Raw genomic sequence first — 14973 nt, forward strand, 5'->3', positions numbered from 1 at the left:
TAAATCTGACACCATCAAAGTTAACAAAACTGTATCTGTAACTAATTAGACGGGCCTTCTAATTTTGTAACCCAATTATTATCCTGAAAAACCCATTGCCCATGAACATCGTTGAGATCACAGCTGAAAACAATTACGATTATCATCCATTTTTTAGCGAAGCACTAATCCGGCACGCCGATTGTTTTAAACTCAGTCCTGACGAACAACGGGAGGAATATTTTCCAACCCAGGGGACACCTTACAGTTTTACCATGGCGATGCTGGATGAAGGTAATAACCTGATGGGGGTTGTCAGTTTTCAAAGGTTGATGGAAAGTCGTAAAAAACTCCATCACAAGGGCGAGATTTTCAGAATGTACGTTTCGAGGGAAAACGGTGGAAAAAATATCGGCCATGATTTAATAACTTACGTTACAAACCGGGTTAAAGAGCAACTACCTGATATCGAACAGATCAACCTGAATGTTGCGACTCACAACGAAAAGGCAAAGAATCTTTATAAAAACCTGGGATTCGAGCATTTCGGAACGGAGCGCAACGCGATCAAATTTGAAGGAAAATACTACGATGACGACTATATGGCACTGAAACTGAAAAACCTTATTTAACTTTTGAAGTATGAACTGGAATAACGCATTAACTCAGTTATTAAAAATAAAATATCCCTTTGTCCAGGCACCTATGCTGGGCATAACCACACCTGAAATGGTGGCAGCCGTATCCAACGAAGGCGGACTCGGCTCACTGCCGATCGGCCTTTTGTCTGCCGAAAAAGCCAGGGAGTTGATTGTAAAAACAAAAACACTGACCGATAAACCTTTTGCAGTAAACCTCTTTGCCCATGATATCCCAACCATGGATGTTCCGCAAACGCAGGCAATTCAGGAGCAATTAGTCAAAATCAGTGAAAAATATGGTGTTACTTACACACCGGTTGATTTAAATCAGGTCAGGCATTTCTCCTACAAAGAGCAGCTTGATGTGCTCATTGAAGAACAGGTGCCGATCGTAAGTTTCACGTTTGGTGTGCTGGATAAGCCCAGTATTGAACGCCTGCACGGACAAGGCATCATACTCATCGGCACGGCGACCTCCGTTCGGGAAGCGGTCTATCTGGAAAATATTGGTATCGATATCGTGACGGCCCAGGGTATTGAAGCCGGCGGACATCGCGGGACTTTCCTGTTTGACGAGCCACTCCCGCAGGTTGGTCTGATCTCGCTTTTGCCGCAAGTGGTGGATGCCATCAGGTTACCCGTCCTAGCAGCCGGGGGCATCACTGATCCACGGCCTTTCAAAGCTTCCATGATTCTTGGCGCTCAGGGTGTTCAGGTCGGGACTGCTTTTATCGGCAGTGATGAAAGCCTTGCGATTGCAGCCTATAAGGAACAATTGAGTAAAACTCAGGATACCGATACCGTCCTGACCCGGGCATTTTCGGGGAGATGGGCACGCGGCATCCGAAATAGTTTTCACGACGAAGTACAGCAGCTTGCCCTGGATTACCCGGCCTACCCCATCCTCAACACACTGACGGGTCCACTCAGGATCGCTTCTCAAAAGCAGAGAAATACGCAGCTCACCACACTTTGGGCAGGGCAATCTGCCAGTATGGCAAGGCAAAAATCCTCTGCCGAAATATTCAGGTCGCTGATTGAGGGGGTGGAGAAATTAGAAAATCCGACATAATGGTTCGGGATGAAGACATCTATTGTTTACCGTATTTCTCCCAACATTTCCCACCCATTTCAAAAACTTAAAACCATATTAGCCTACCTTGCAGGAAAGAAAAGACAGAGCAATTTTCAAAGGATATGAGCAAGGATATAAAAATACGTTTCAGGCACTGGGTCTATATTGACGATATGAAGTTTTTCGGGCCCGGTCGCCTTGAACTGCTGGAACGGATCGAGGAAACAGGTTCTATTGCCAAAGCGGCAAAACTGATGGGGATGTCGTACAAAAAAGCCTGGCTGATGGTGGACGAAATGAACAGCTATGCGCAAAGTCCGTATGTAATTACGCAAAAAGGCGGCCAACACGGAGGTGGAACACAGGTGACCGAAACCGGAAAAAAGGTGATGGAGGCTTACAAAAAACTGGATGCTAAACTTTCCGCCGTTGCCGAAGCGGAACGCGAGTTGCTGTCATTAATCTAAGAAATTAAAAAAATCCCGGTCAGGATTAACAGCTCTTTGTATATTTGCGATATATCTTTATATACATATCGCTTTCAATGAGAAAATATCTATTTCCTTTTATCATTGCCTCAGTCTGTTCCCATGTTTTCGCGCAGTCGCCGCAACCCATCAACCGGACTTTCCAGCTCGGGGAAGTGACCATCCCAGGTGCGGCCCTCAGAGACAGCAGCCAGAAACTTTCGTCTGCTCGTATTGAAAAATTCAACCGCACCGATCTGTCTAACGCGCTTAATATCCTTCCCGGTGTAAGTAACGCCAATGTGGGGCCACGGAATGAATCGGTGGTTTATGTACGCGGTTTTGATCTTCGTCAGGTGCCGGTTTTTATTGATGGCGTCCCGGTTTATGTCCCTTATGATGGCTACGTGGATATGGGCCGTTTTACCACATTTGACCTTTCTGAGATTAACGTTTCCAAAGGATTTGCATCGATATTGTACGGTGCCAATACCATGGGAGGCGCCATAAACCTTGTTTCCAGAAAACCCGTAAGCAAATTTGAGATCAACGGACGCGCCGGCATTTTCAGCGGCAGCGGTTATCGATGGAATGTAAACGCAGGGTCCCGTTTTGGCAAATTCTTTTATCAGGTAGGTGCTTCGCAGTTAAAACAAGATTCCTACCCCCTATCCTCCGACTTCAAAAAAAGAAAATATCAGCGGACCGATGATCGTGAAAATGCCTACCGTGACGATCTGAAATTCAGCGTTAAAGCTGGTTTTACACCAAATGCTACCGATGAATATGTGATCGGTTATGTCAATCAAAAAGGAGAAAAAGGGACGCCGCCTTATGTTGGTGATGATTCAAAAATTACGACACGATTCTGGAAATGGCCTAAGTGGAATAAGCAAAGCCTGTATTTTATTTCCAATACAGCTGTGGGTGAGAAAAATAAGGTAAAAACCAGGCTATATTACGACACGTTCGTCAATCAGCTTTTCAGCTACGACGATACCACGTACGTCAAACAAACCAAGGGTTATGCGTTTCAGAGTTTTTATGATGATTATACCCTCGGTGGCAATGCTGAGTTTGAATCCAAAGCGGTCACCAATAATGTCTTCCGTTTCAACATGCAGTACAAGCGTGATGTGCACCGGGAGCACGACCTGGGCGAGCCTGTACAGTCTTACATAGACAACACGCTTTCAATCGGTATTGAAAACACGTATCAGCTCTTGCCTTCCCTAGCGGTGATTCCGGGTATCAGTTTTAACACCAGAAAAGCAGACAAAGCCGAAGAATACAACGCCACTTCAAAAGAAATCACAAATTTCGCCAATAGTAAAAACAATGCCGTGAACGCGCAGATTGGCCTGTTTTGGGATGTTACTTCCAATCACTCGCTTCGCGGATCCGTTGCCAGAAAAACCCGTTTTGCCACCATCAAGGACCGTTATTCCTACCGCATGGGTCAGGCAATCCCAAATCCGGATCTTTCAGCCGAAGTCGCCGTTAACTATGATCTGAGTTATTCAGGAAAAATTGCTGACAAATTAAGTTTGCAGGCCAGCCTGTTCAGAAGTGATATCAACGACATTATTCAGCAAGTCGACAATGTCCAGCCGGGGAAATTCCAGTTGCAAAACGCAGGAAAGGCTAAATTCTACGGAGCAGAAGCAGGTGCCGATTATCAGATCGTCAGTGGTTTGAAAATCGGATCCAATTACTCCTTCATTAAACGAAAGAATAAAACCAATCCGGCGATTCTTTTCACCAACGTTCCCGAACATAAAATTTTTGGTTATGCCGATTTTTCATTTCTTAAACGTGCGAACATTGTGGCAAGCGTCGAACATAACAGCGGCCGCAACAGCACAAGTTATGGAACGAGGGCAAACGCGTACACCCTGGTCAATACAAAGGCATCCGTAAAACTCTATAAATTCATATCGGCCGAAGCTGGCTTGAACAACATTTTCGACGTCAATTATACCTTGGTCGAAGGTTTTCCGGAGGCCGGACGCAACTTTTTTGTCAACCTTGTTTTTAGTCATTTCTAAAATGAGAAGAGGTTTTAAACGGACAAAATTCAGAACATATCCATCAGGCTGGTTTTTTACCGGCCTGATGGCATGCTTTTTTCTGTTTTGCGGACTTACCCATTCTTTCGAAAACCAAAAGCCGACACCATACACACTTCGTTATCCTGCCAACTTCGGTGGTCGCTACACCATTCCGGAAGATAACCCAATAACCAAGGAAGGTGTTTATCTCGGCAGACTTCTGTTTTACGAAAAAAAATTATCTGCCGGAAATTCCATTTCCTGCGAAAGTTGCCATTTACAAAAGCTTGCCTTTACCGACGGAAAGGCGTTAAGCCAGGGCGCTGACGGATCGCTTACTACGCGAAGTGCAATGTCGCTGGCCAATCTGTTATGGGTGCGCAATTTCTTCTGGGACGGCCGCTCCCCGAATCTGGAACAGCAGGCCGCTTTTCCGCTGACCAATGTGCATGAAATGGGGCAACCGCTTACAGAATCCGTTGCCAAATTGCGGCAAACGGCTCTTTATCCACCGTTATTCAAAGCCGCGTTTGGCAGTGATATCATTACCCGCGATTATATTTTAAAAGCCCTGGCACAATTTGAACGGACCCTGATCTCCTCGGATTCCAGGTATGACCGCTATCTGGCCGGAACTTACCCACCCACAGCCCAGGAATTACGCGGCATGGCCCTTTTCCAGAATGCACCCAACCCGCAAAAACTGATACGCGGCGCCAACTGCGAACATTGCCATGGCGGCGTGAAAACGTTTAAGGAATTGTTTCATAACAACGGCCTTGACAGTACTTTTTCTGACAACGGCCGGCAAAATTTTACAAATCAGGTAGAAGATAAGGGCCGGTTCCGGGTACCAACTCTCAGAAACATCATGCTGACCGCCCCATACATGCACGACGGCCGTTTTCAGCGTATCGAACAGGTTCTGGATCACTACAACGAACATATCCTCGAAAGTGCCACCCTCAGCAGTTTTCTGAGAGATGTTTCCAACGAGACAAATGGCAAAAAGCTGATGCTGACAAAAAGCGAAAAAACAGATATCATTTCATTTTTGTCGATGCTGACCGACTCTGCATTCATCACGAATCCTGAATTTTCAAATCCGCATTTAACCTTAAAATCTCAATAACATGTCACGATTTACTCTTCACGTCCGGATTTCTCTCTGGCTTCTTCTGTTCTCATTGGGTTTATCCGTTTCCGGATTTTCCCAAAACACAAGTACACTGACCATTACAGGCGAAGTCACGACACCGCTGGATCTTACATTACAGAAGCTTTCAGCTTTCAAACAGGTAAGTCAAAAAGTAAAAGACCGCGACGGTAAAGAGCACGAATTCAAGGGCGTTGCCCTGATTGAACTGCTTGAAAAAGCCGGCGTAACGACGGGTAGTAAATTACGCGGCGAAAATCTTGCCAAATATGTGCTGATCAAAGCAGCTGATGGTTATGAAGTTATCTACTCTCTCGCTGAAATCGATCCCGAATTCGCCAGTCAGGTCATTATACTTGCCATAGAAAAAGACGGGCAGCCACTTCCGGCCGGTGAAGGACCGTTCAGGATTATCACGCCCAACGATAAAAAACCGGCGCGATGGATACGCGAAGTACGGTCCATCAAAGTGGCCTTTGCAAAAGACTGAAATCAGTTAAAAACCATTCAAAAAATAAATCGACTAAAAACTTAGTTATTTAACATTTTTTAAGACAATAGAAATTTCATGAGGACGTTTGGATTTTATGTTACACCTATCCAAATAAATCATTATGAAACACTTGACTGTTCTTTTCATTGCTCTTTCGTTTAGTTTCAAGTCGGTATTGGCTCAGGAAAACCGTGACAAAATCGGTTATGTAGATCAGCAGTTGATCATCGAAAATATGCCCGAATTCAAAAAACTGAATCAGGAAATCACCCTGAAAAGTCAGCAGTATGAAAAGGTGCTCAAAGGCAAATACGATGAATATGAGGCCAAGTCCGCGGCGCTGGAAAAACTGGCCGCGGCAAAATCGGAACAGACCATTCTGCGGGATAAACTGGCCGAACTTGAAAACCTGAAAAAATCGTATGAAGATTTTGAAACCAACGCCATGTCGGAATTAAGAGATTATTACAGCAAAAAATTTACGCCCATCAAGCAAAAAGTCAGTGAAGCGATCGTATTTGCAGGAAGGCAAAAAGGTTATTCTTATGTTTTGAGAATGGACCTTAATCCGGACGGCGGTGATTTCTGGCCCATTGTACTTTACGCCCGCGACTCCACCTCCAACCTTTCTTCGGAAATTATGAAAAATCTGGGTATCAACGATGCCTCCGCATCTACCCGGAAAATCGGGATTCCGCAAATGCTCAAACAAAAGTAAATACCTTCACAGATCATTTTTTCAGCAACAGCAAGGGAAAGTCATCACTGCTTTCCCTCGCTGTTTTAGGATTATTTTTATAGCCCACCTGCCCTACCCCCTCTGCCCAACGACAACCATCCTGTACTTACCTGATTTTTAAAAATAATCCATTTCCTTACCCGATTTGTTCAGCATATCCATCGTTATCACTGTAAATTATGGGTGACATTATAGCAATGTAGTAGTAATGTAGGGGTAATTTTTTCTTGATTTTGTTTCATTTGAGCAATATGAGGTAGTAATGTAGTAACCTAATAATTTAAGGTTGATCCCCGGCCTTCTACCTTTGCCATCAATACAATAGTATTATTATTTCAATAAATTATTGGGCAAATAACATTTGCCGGAACATCAAAAATCAAGCCTAACATTATGAGAAGAAAAATTGTACTATTATGTAGTGCCTTATTGCTATTCGGGGTACTGGAATCGGTACTTGCCCAGGGCCAGAAGGTGAAGGGAAGAGTCGCGGTCAAATCCGGTAATGAGGCGCTGGTTGGAGCAACCGTAGTAGTAGAAGGCACCACCTATGCCACAATTACTGACGCTTCTGGAAACTATTCGATCGACGCACAGCCAGGTACGGTACTGGTTGCAAGTTTCATCGGCATGATCAGCCAGAAAGTGACAGTGGGAAGCAAAACCGAGATCAATTTTGATCTTGTAGAATCTGCCGATAATTTGAACGAAGTGGTGATTGTCGGATACGGAGTACAAAAGAAGAGCGTGGTAACCGGCGCGATTTCGAGCGTAAAAGGTGCCGATCTTGAAACGATGCCGATCAGCCGTCTGGAAGAAGCTTTGCAGGGCAGAACCTCGGGGCTTACCATCGCTTCCAACTCAGGCCAGCCGGGCTCAGCCGCAACCGTGCGTGTACGTGGTGTGACTACACTCAACAATAACAATCCACTTTGGGTAGTTGACGGAGTGGTGGTGGATAACGGTGGCATTGGTTTTCTTAATCAATCCGATATCGAATCCATCGAAGTTTTGAAAGATGCGGCTTCACAGGCCATTTATGGTGCCAGAGCGGCAGCAGGGGTTATTTTGGTAACCACAAAAAAAGGAAAAGCAGGCGGAATCAGAGTTAACTACAACGGTTTCCTCGGAACTTCGGCTCCTGCCCGGAAACTGGATCTGTTGGATGCAACGCAATATGCGACAATCAGAAACGAAGCAGCACTGGCAGCTGGTCAGCCCGCGGTGTATGCCAATCCATCATCATTTGGAAAAGGCACTGACTGGCAATCATTGATTTTCAATAACAGTGCAAAACGTCAGAATCACGAATTAAGTGTCAGTGGTGGTAACGAAAAATCAACGTTTTACCTGTCATTCGGGCAACTGAACCAGGATGGAATTGTAGCAACGCCGATTTCTAAATATAAAAGAACAAGCATCCGCCTGAACTCTGAACACAAAATTGCGAAGTGGCTTACTTTTGGTCAAAACCTGGGTTACTCCCACGACAAATCCGTCGGGCTTGGCAACACCAACAGCGAATTTGGCGGTCCGTTAAGTTCAGCGATCAACCTTGACCCGATCACACCGGCGGTGATTACAGATCCTGCCATTGCCAATGCAGCACCGTATACCAACAAGGGAATTGTGCGTGACGAAAATGGTAATCCCTATGGCATCTCCTCTGCGGTAGGTCAGGAAATGAGCAATCCGCTTGCGTATATTAAAACACGGTTAGGCAATTACAGTTGGAGCGACAACATCGTCGGCAATACCTATTTACAGGCTGAGCCGATCAAAGGTCTGGTTTTGAAAACTACGCTGGGTGGCAAACTTTCTTTCTGGGGTAACGAGAGTTTCACGCCGGTATCCTGGCTGAATGCGGCTTCGGTTACGTCTCAAACCAATTTCAACAGAAGCAACAACCGCCGCATCGACTATAACCTGGAAAACACGGTTTCTTACACACGCGACTTCGGTCTGCACAATGTGAATGTATTATTGGGCCAGGGGGCATACAAAGACAATAACACAACGATGACGAGTGTGACCTTCTTTAACGTTCCGGCAGACAATTTCCAAGACGCTTCGCTAAACTTTAAAGTTCCGGCAGATCAGCGCAGTTCCGACGGCTCTGAAGGCGCGCTGCACACGGTGAGCTCTCTTTTTGCAAGATTAAACTATAACTACAACGAAAAATATCTTGTACAGGCATTGGTGAGAAGAGACGGCTCCTCACGTTTCGGTGCCAACCATAAGTATGGTGTTTTCCCATCTTTCTCTTTGGGCTGGGTGCTGACACGTGAAAACTTTATCCCGACAAACAATGCGCTGAACTTCCTGAAACTGCGCGGAGGTTATGGTGTGGTTGGTAACGACGGAATCGGTGATTTTGCTTACCTGTCAACTATCGGAAGCGGCAGAAATTACACCATCGGAAATTCAGGAAGTTACATCATCGGGTATAGCCCCAATGCACCAGCCAACCCCGATTTGAAATGGGAGCAAACCAGCCAGACAAACATCGGTATTGACGCGACATTGTTCCAAAACATCAACCTGACCGTTGAGTGGTTCAAAAAAGCGACAAAAGATATCCTGCAAAATCCACGTATCCCGGGTTACGTAGGCGCGATCTCAAACCCGGCTGCCAACATTGCCGATATGGAAAACAAAGGGATTGAACTTGAACTGGGCTACCGCAAAAGAATCGGACAGGTTGATTTTTCTGTCAACGGAAACGTGTCTTACATCAAAAACAAAGTGACCAACCTAGGAAACGGCGTTGAATATCTGTCGGGTGGTGCAAGTTTTCAGGGCGCCCCTCCTATCACAAGAACACAGGTTGGTTATGCAATAAACTCGTTTTACGGCTACAAACAAACCGGTATTTTCCAGACTCAGGAAGAAGTTAATGCCCACGTGAGCAAGGATGGCAAAAAAATACAGCCGAACGCAAAACCGGGAGATTTCCGCTGGGAAGACCTTAATGGTGACGGGACGATCACAGAAACAGACCGTACGTTCATAGGTAACCCAACCCCAAAATATTCATACGGATTAACAATCAATGTAGGTTACAAAGGTTTTGACCTGGTAATTTTCGGACAAGGTGTTGCGGGAAATCAGATTTTCCAGGGACTTCGCCGTCTGGATATAGCCAACGCAAACTGGCAGTCTGACGCCCTTAACCGCTGGACCGGCCCGGGTACTTCCAACGATTATCCGCGCATTGTAAACGGAGATCCGAACAAGAATTTCCAGAACCCGTCAAGTTTCTACCTTGAAAAAGGAGATTTCTTCAGAATGAAAACGTTACAGCTGGGTTATTCCCTGCCTACTGCACTGATCAGCAAAATCGCGATGAAAAAAGCACGTATTTATGTGATGAGCCAAAACCTGTTTACACTGACAAAATACTCGGGTTATGATCCTGAAATCGGCGGCAGTGTTTTGAGTATCGACAAAGGTATCTATCCTCAGGCTCGCTCATTCATGGTTGGTTTGAACATTGGCTTCTAATATTGTTAATAAGAAAATGATGAAAATTAAATATAGCAAAAACCTTATTATTCTGGCAATTACAGCCGGAATGCAACTTTCCTGCTCCGAGAGTTTCCTGGAAGTTAAACCCAAAGGACTAAATCTGGAAGCAAATTATTACCGCAACCAGGAAGAAGCTTTTAACGGTATTGTGGCCGCTTACGACGTAGTAGGCTGGCAGGGCAACGGCTACGTAACCACGATTGCAACCATGAACGCGGCTTCCGATGATCATTTTGCAGGCGGTGGCGGTCCGAGTGACATCATGGATTTTCAGGTGATATCCAACTACACGCTTAATCCAACAACCGGTCCGCAGGGCGAACTATGGAGAAAAGGATTTTCAGGTGTGTTCCGCGCCAACTCCATTTTGCAAAAACTTCCGAACGTTCCTATGGACGAAACGCTTAAAAAGAGATATACGGCAGAGGCCAAATTCCTCCGCGGTTATTTCTACTTCGAGCTCGTGCGTCTCTTTAAAAATGTTCCTCTGTTCACGGTTCCGGTAGAAACTAGCGCGATGTATGACGTGTTGCAGGCTACTCCGGAAGAAGTTTATGCTCAAATCGAGAAGGACCTTACCGAATCCATTGCAGATCTTCCTGTGACGATCAATACGGCAACCGAAGGCGGACGTGCGGGCCAGGGAGCAGCACACGCGATTTTGGGAAAGGTTTATTTATACCAGAAGAAATTTGCACAAGCGGCCCAGGAGCTTGCAAAAGTGAACGGAACACCAGGCGGGACAAATGCTTACGGGTACAAACTTTTGCCTAACTTCTCCGACCTGTTCAAAACAAGCAATAAATTCAACAATGAGTCTATTTTTGAGATTTCTTACACCAACACGTCTGCCGGAACATGGAGCTGCGTTTCCTGCACCGAAGGAAATATCATGAACATCATCACGGGGCCTCGTGGTTATAACCGCAAATCAACAACGGCACCGGATTATGTGTCGGGATGGAGCTTTTTACCTGTAACACCTGATTTGTTCAACGCAATCCACTTCGATCCGCGTAACCAGGCGACCATCGCCAACCTTGACAGCCTTGAAAAAGCTGGTCTGGTGACCTACGAAAAAGGATATCAGAACACCGGTTACTTCCTTGAAAAATTTGCAGGGAGAACCTCAAACCGCTGGACAGGAGCCGGAACGCCGGAGTTGAACTTCCCGCAAAATATGTACGATACCCGTCTGGCCGATACTTATCTGCTTGAAGCAGAAGCGTTGGTACGCGGAAGCGGGGATTTGAGCAGAGCAGCAGCCTTGCTTAACGCAGTCCGCGCCCGTGTTGGCCTGAAACCCGTTGAAGCAACTTTTGAAAATATCAAAAAGGAAAGACGTCTTGAACTTGCCGGTGAAGGCCACCGCTGGATGGATCTTGTTCGCTGGGGTGATGCGCCGACGGTGCTAAAATCCAAAGGATTTGTTGCCGGCAAAAATGAAATCCTGCCGATTCCGCTCCTGGAAATGGAAAACACCAAAATCCAGCAAAGCAAAGAATGGGGAGGAACGAAATAACTTCGGCGGTCAGCTTTCGGCAGTCGGCTTTCCGCAATTGACAGTCCAAAGTCAATGCTCCGCAATCAATCGGCAATAGTCATGGTCAATCGTCATTCGTCAATGGTCAATCGCCACACCCTTACCCGATTGCCGACAGCCGACAGCCAAAAGTATTATTAACCTAACATCCTGAACAAAAGCCCGGAACCTTTATTGGTCCGGGCTTTTATCTTTTGATTCGTCGACATGAAATCCAAGAAAGTAATTGAACATATTGATTTCTGTCGGTAGCTGCAATTTTTTACGCAAACGATAACGGCTTACCTCAACCCCGCGCAGCGAAATATTCATCAGCTGAGCAATTTCCTTGCTCGAAAGGTTCATCCGGAGATAAGCACTCATTTTCAATTCAGTGGCCGTAAGGTTTGGGTATTTTTCTTTCAAAGAAATCAGGAAATTACTGTGGACGCTATCAAAATGTTTTGAAAATTGTCCCCAGTCTTTATCTACCTTATTTTCCTCACTCACCACCTTGATCATCTTTTTGACTTCCTCGCTCACCTGTTCGTCTTCTGAGTTTTTAAGGATTCGCGTCAGGTCAGTTTTCAGCTTTGACAGAAGTTCTGATTTCTGAACAAGGTGCATCGCCGAAGTCGCCAGATCCGTGTTTTTATGCGTTATTTCTGCTTCCAGTTTTTCATTGTTCAATTTAATAATCTCCTTCTCGCTCTTTTCAATTTCCAGCTGGTGAAGATATTGAAGTCTTTTTTGCTCCTGCTGGTACTTTTGCTGCTGCGCGGCAAACCGTTTTTCCTGCCATAAATAATAGACATAACCGAGTGCCAATAGCATGAGCCCGTAAACCATGTAAGCCCACATGCTCTGATACCAGGGAGGCAAAACAATCAAATGATAAGCAGATACGGCGGACTCATTACCAAAATTATTTCTGGCCTTCACCTGAAAAACATAAGTCCCGGCAGGCAGGTTTGTATATTCCTTTTCTCCCTTGCCCGACCAGCCCGACCAGGCATGATCAAAACCCTGAAGAAAATAAGCGTATTCAATGTTGGACTGCTGGCTGTACAAAGCCGAAGAAAATTCAAAACGAAGTGAATTCAGGCCATAATCGATACGGAGCTCCTGCTTATCCGACTGCTTTTTCACTTCATTTACTTCTCCGAAATATCCACCGAAAAGCAGCGAATCCGAATTTCCGATGGCCCTGACCGTCCTAATCCGAACTTCCAGATTGTTTTTGTTCTGTTTATATTTTTCAAAATTGATATGATAAAAGCCCCTTTCCGCCCCCAACAGAATGTTATTCTTATCAATCGGATGAATGTACTCGAAGCCGGAAACCAGTTTATGATTCAATTCAGGAATGTAAGTAATCCGTGGTTTGACTCCCGTTATATCGACCACCCCCAGCTGTTTATCCCGCACAAACCATATATTGCCCGCCTGGTCCTCTTTCAGATGTGAAACCCAGATCCCTTTGAAGATATTTTTGTAAAAAACGGATTCGCGAAAACGATCGCTCTGCTCATCGTATTCATAAATACCTTTTTCCGTCGTAACCAGTACCTTATTTTTTATCTTGTATATAAACTTGTTATTGAGCGATAAGGGTAAGCCGTCTTTGGCAGAATACAACCGTGAAGTGCCCTTTTCTTTACCATCCGTTGTGATTTTAAAAACACCGCGGTAAGGATGGGATGTCCAGATCACGTGCTCATCTCTTGCATCTGTGCACAAAAAACGGGCCGCAATGTCAAAATTGGCCACATGCCCAGACTGACGAAAACTTCCGTTCTCATATTTCAGAAAATCGATACCGTTATAGGTTCCTACGGCTACATGAGATACGGGGAAAATCCTCGACAAAGGCAAAAATCCCCAAAAGCCGTTACGTTTTATGATCGGTTTAGCCAATGCGCCTTCAATCTGAAAAATCCCGTCGTGGTGCGCCATCAGCAGCTTGCCATTGATTTCCGACAAGCCCCATACCTGCCCGTTGGAATTCTGAACAAAGGAAAAATCACCTTTCACCAGACTCAGATCATCAAATTTACCAACCCCAGCGTAAAACAAACCGATGGATGTCCCGATATATAACCTGTTTTCAAAAATTGCAGAAGCATATCCCCCGCCCTCTTTGGACATCGCCGGATACACATTTTTAATCGCATTGCTGTTGGCAATAAAATCAATTCCACTATCAAGCCCAAGCCACAAATTCCGGTCCTTATCCCGAAAAACACTCAGGACATTATTGTTTTGCAGCCCGTCCGCTTTATTGAAACGGTAAACAAAATCACCCTTGTTATTGATCGTATAACAGCCGCCCTGCTGCGTACACAAGGCTATCAGGTCATCGCTGACGCGCGTCGCGGTGTAAATTCTCTCCTTCGTAATTTTACTGATAAAGGCTGATTCCAGTTTGGCAACTTTATCCTCTCCCAAAATATAAATGCCATGATCCAGCGTCACCAGCAAGGAGGTATTTTTTCCGTAAGGGACAATCGCAGTCCCAAGATAATCAGCCGGAAGTAGATTCTGACCGGGTAAAACTTCCCATCTTCCGTTATTAAACTTTAAAAGTCCGCTGCTCGCATCCTGGGCAATCAGTAATTTGCCGTTTGCACCCATGTACCGCCAGGTAGAATTTGGATTATAGGTTGTGATGGTGTTGTTTTCATAAAGGAAAATCCGGTTCGAAGCCCTGAAAAATATTTTCCCGTCCAGTTCCACGACATTCCAGACATCGGCGAAACCTTCGTCTTTTTTCTGTACCAGTTTTTTTAGTGAAACATAAACCAGCGTACCGCTGTCGTCCGGGGAAAAATACCCGAACTCGTTTTCCGCACCGATATAAATCCGATTGTCCGTACCCATTTCAAGCGACCGGATTTTGGTTTTATTGGGTAACGGATATACCCGCCAGTATATACCATCGAAGGTTAAAAGACCTTCATTGTTGGCAAAATACATGATCCCGTTCTTGTCCTGACGAATTGCCCAGTTCTGAGTTCCGCCTTTATAATGTTGTTTTGTGTAATTTACAACTTCGGGAAGACCGATCGAATTCTGCCCTGAAACGAGATTCACCGACAGGATAAAAACAAATAAAAAAATTACACTTCTCATTCTTGGCAATTGTTGTAGTCTCAATGATGGAATGACGTAGTGATGCAGTGCTTTAATGCCTTTAATATGCAATGTATTGGGTGTTGTAGTAATAATGTAGTAGTAGCTAATTAGTTCACCTGTGCAGGTCCGCTTACCTTTGGAGTCGCAATATATTACATTATTTTCGAAGTTTGTCACTATTAATTTT

Annotated in this window: 10 protein-coding genes; 9 read left to right on the plus strand and 1 reads right to left on the minus strand. The window is 45.1% G+C overall.

The window, feature by feature from the left end; all coding sequences use genetic code 11:
- Positions 1-101 precede the first annotated feature (101 nt).
- The 9 genes from M1L62_RS07775 to M1L62_RS07815 all read left to right on the plus strand — a co-directional run bounded on the left by M1L62_RS07775 (position 102) and on the right by M1L62_RS07815 (position 11651).
- Complete coding sequence (locus M1L62_RS07775) at positions 102-611, plus strand: GNAT family N-acetyltransferase (protein ID WP_254412465.1); 510 nt, start codon at positions 102-104, stop codon at positions 609-611.
- A 10-nt stretch (positions 612-621) separates the two neighbouring features.
- Positions 622-1692, plus strand: coding sequence for an NAD(P)H-dependent flavin oxidoreductase (locus M1L62_RS07780; RefSeq protein WP_254412466.1), 1071 nt, complete (start codon positions 622-624; stop codon positions 1690-1692).
- A 125-nt stretch (positions 1693-1817) separates the two neighbouring features.
- Positions 1818-2162 carry a winged helix-turn-helix domain-containing protein gene (locus tag M1L62_RS07785; RefSeq protein WP_254412467.1) on the plus strand — a complete coding sequence of 115 codons (345 nt, stop codon included), beginning with the start codon at positions 1818-1820 and terminating at the stop codon, positions 2160-2162.
- A 77-nt stretch (positions 2163-2239) separates the two neighbouring features.
- Positions 2240-4210, plus strand: a complete 1971-nt coding sequence (locus tag M1L62_RS07790; protein WP_254412468.1) for a TonB-dependent receptor plug domain-containing protein — start codon at positions 2240-2242, stop codon at positions 4208-4210.
- A gap of 1 nt (position 4211) precedes the next feature.
- Positions 4212-5345 (plus strand): cytochrome-c peroxidase, encoded by a 1134-nt coding sequence (locus tag M1L62_RS07795; RefSeq protein ID WP_254412469.1) that lies wholly within the window; start codon positions 4212-4214, stop codon positions 5343-5345.
- A gap of 1 nt (position 5346) precedes the next feature.
- Positions 5347-5859 (plus strand): molybdopterin-dependent oxidoreductase, encoded by a 513-nt coding sequence (locus tag M1L62_RS07800; RefSeq protein ID WP_254412470.1) that lies wholly within the window; start codon positions 5347-5349, stop codon positions 5857-5859.
- A gap of 124 nt (positions 5860-5983) precedes the next feature.
- Positions 5984-6580 (plus strand): OmpH/Skp family outer membrane protein, encoded by a 597-nt coding sequence (locus tag M1L62_RS07805; RefSeq protein ID WP_254412471.1) that lies wholly within the window; start codon positions 5984-5986, stop codon positions 6578-6580.
- A 414-nt stretch (positions 6581-6994) separates the two neighbouring features.
- A complete protein-coding gene (locus M1L62_RS07810) occupies positions 6995-10105 on the plus strand; it encodes a SusC/RagA family TonB-linked outer membrane protein (protein ID WP_254412472.1) in 3111 nt (1036 codons plus the stop codon).
- A gap of 16 nt (positions 10106-10121) precedes the next feature.
- The gene (locus tag M1L62_RS07815) at positions 10122-11651 is read left to right on the plus strand and encodes a RagB/SusD family nutrient uptake outer membrane protein (RefSeq protein WP_254412473.1); all 1530 of its coding nucleotides are present in this window, start codon (positions 10122-10124) and stop codon (positions 11649-11651) included.
- A 192-nt stretch (positions 11652-11843) separates the two neighbouring features.
- Here the strand turns inward: M1L62_RS07815 and M1L62_RS07820 are convergent, their stop codons facing one another.
- Positions 11844-14783 (minus strand): ligand-binding sensor domain-containing protein, encoded by a 2940-nt coding sequence (locus tag M1L62_RS07820; protein WP_254412474.1) that lies wholly within the window; start codon positions 14781-14783, stop codon positions 11844-11846.
- Between the last annotated feature and the right edge of the window lie 190 nt (positions 14784-14973).

The organism is Dyadobacter diqingensis, from assembly GCF_024220585.1.
Taxonomy (GTDB): Bacteria; Bacteroidota; Bacteroidia; order Cytophagales; family Spirosomataceae; genus Dyadobacter; species Dyadobacter diqingensis.

Coding starts and splice junctions, on each gene's coding strand:
- M1L62_RS07780 (WP_254412466.1), top strand. CDS start 622: ATGAACTGGAATAACGCATTAACTCAGTTATTAAAAATAAAATATCCC.
- M1L62_RS07795 (WP_254412469.1), top strand. CDS start 4,212: ATGAGAAGAGGTTTTAAACGGACAAAATTCAGAACATATCCATCAGGC.
- M1L62_RS07815 (WP_254412473.1), top strand. CDS start 10,122: ATGATGAAAATTAAATATAGCAAAAACCTTATTATTCTGGCAATTACA.
- M1L62_RS07805 (WP_254412471.1), top strand. CDS start 5,984: ATGAAACACTTGACTGTTCTTTTCATTGCTCTTTCGTTTAGTTTCAAG.
- M1L62_RS07820 (WP_254412474.1), bottom strand. CDS start 14,783: ATGAGAAGTGTAATTTTTTTATTTGTTTTTATCCTGTCGGTGAATCTC.
- M1L62_RS07800 (WP_254412470.1), top strand. CDS start 5,347: ATGTCACGATTTACTCTTCACGTCCGGATTTCTCTCTGGCTTCTTCTG.
- M1L62_RS07790 (WP_254412468.1), top strand. CDS start 2,240: ATGAGAAAATATCTATTTCCTTTTATCATTGCCTCAGTCTGTTCCCAT.
- M1L62_RS07775 (WP_254412465.1), top strand. CDS start 102: ATGAACATCGTTGAGATCACAGCTGAAAACAATTACGATTATCATCCA.
- M1L62_RS07810 (WP_254412472.1), top strand. CDS start 6,995: ATGAGAAGAAAAATTGTACTATTATGTAGTGCCTTATTGCTATTCGGG.
- M1L62_RS07785 (WP_254412467.1), top strand. CDS start 1,818: ATGAGCAAGGATATAAAAATACGTTTCAGGCACTGGGTCTATATTGAC.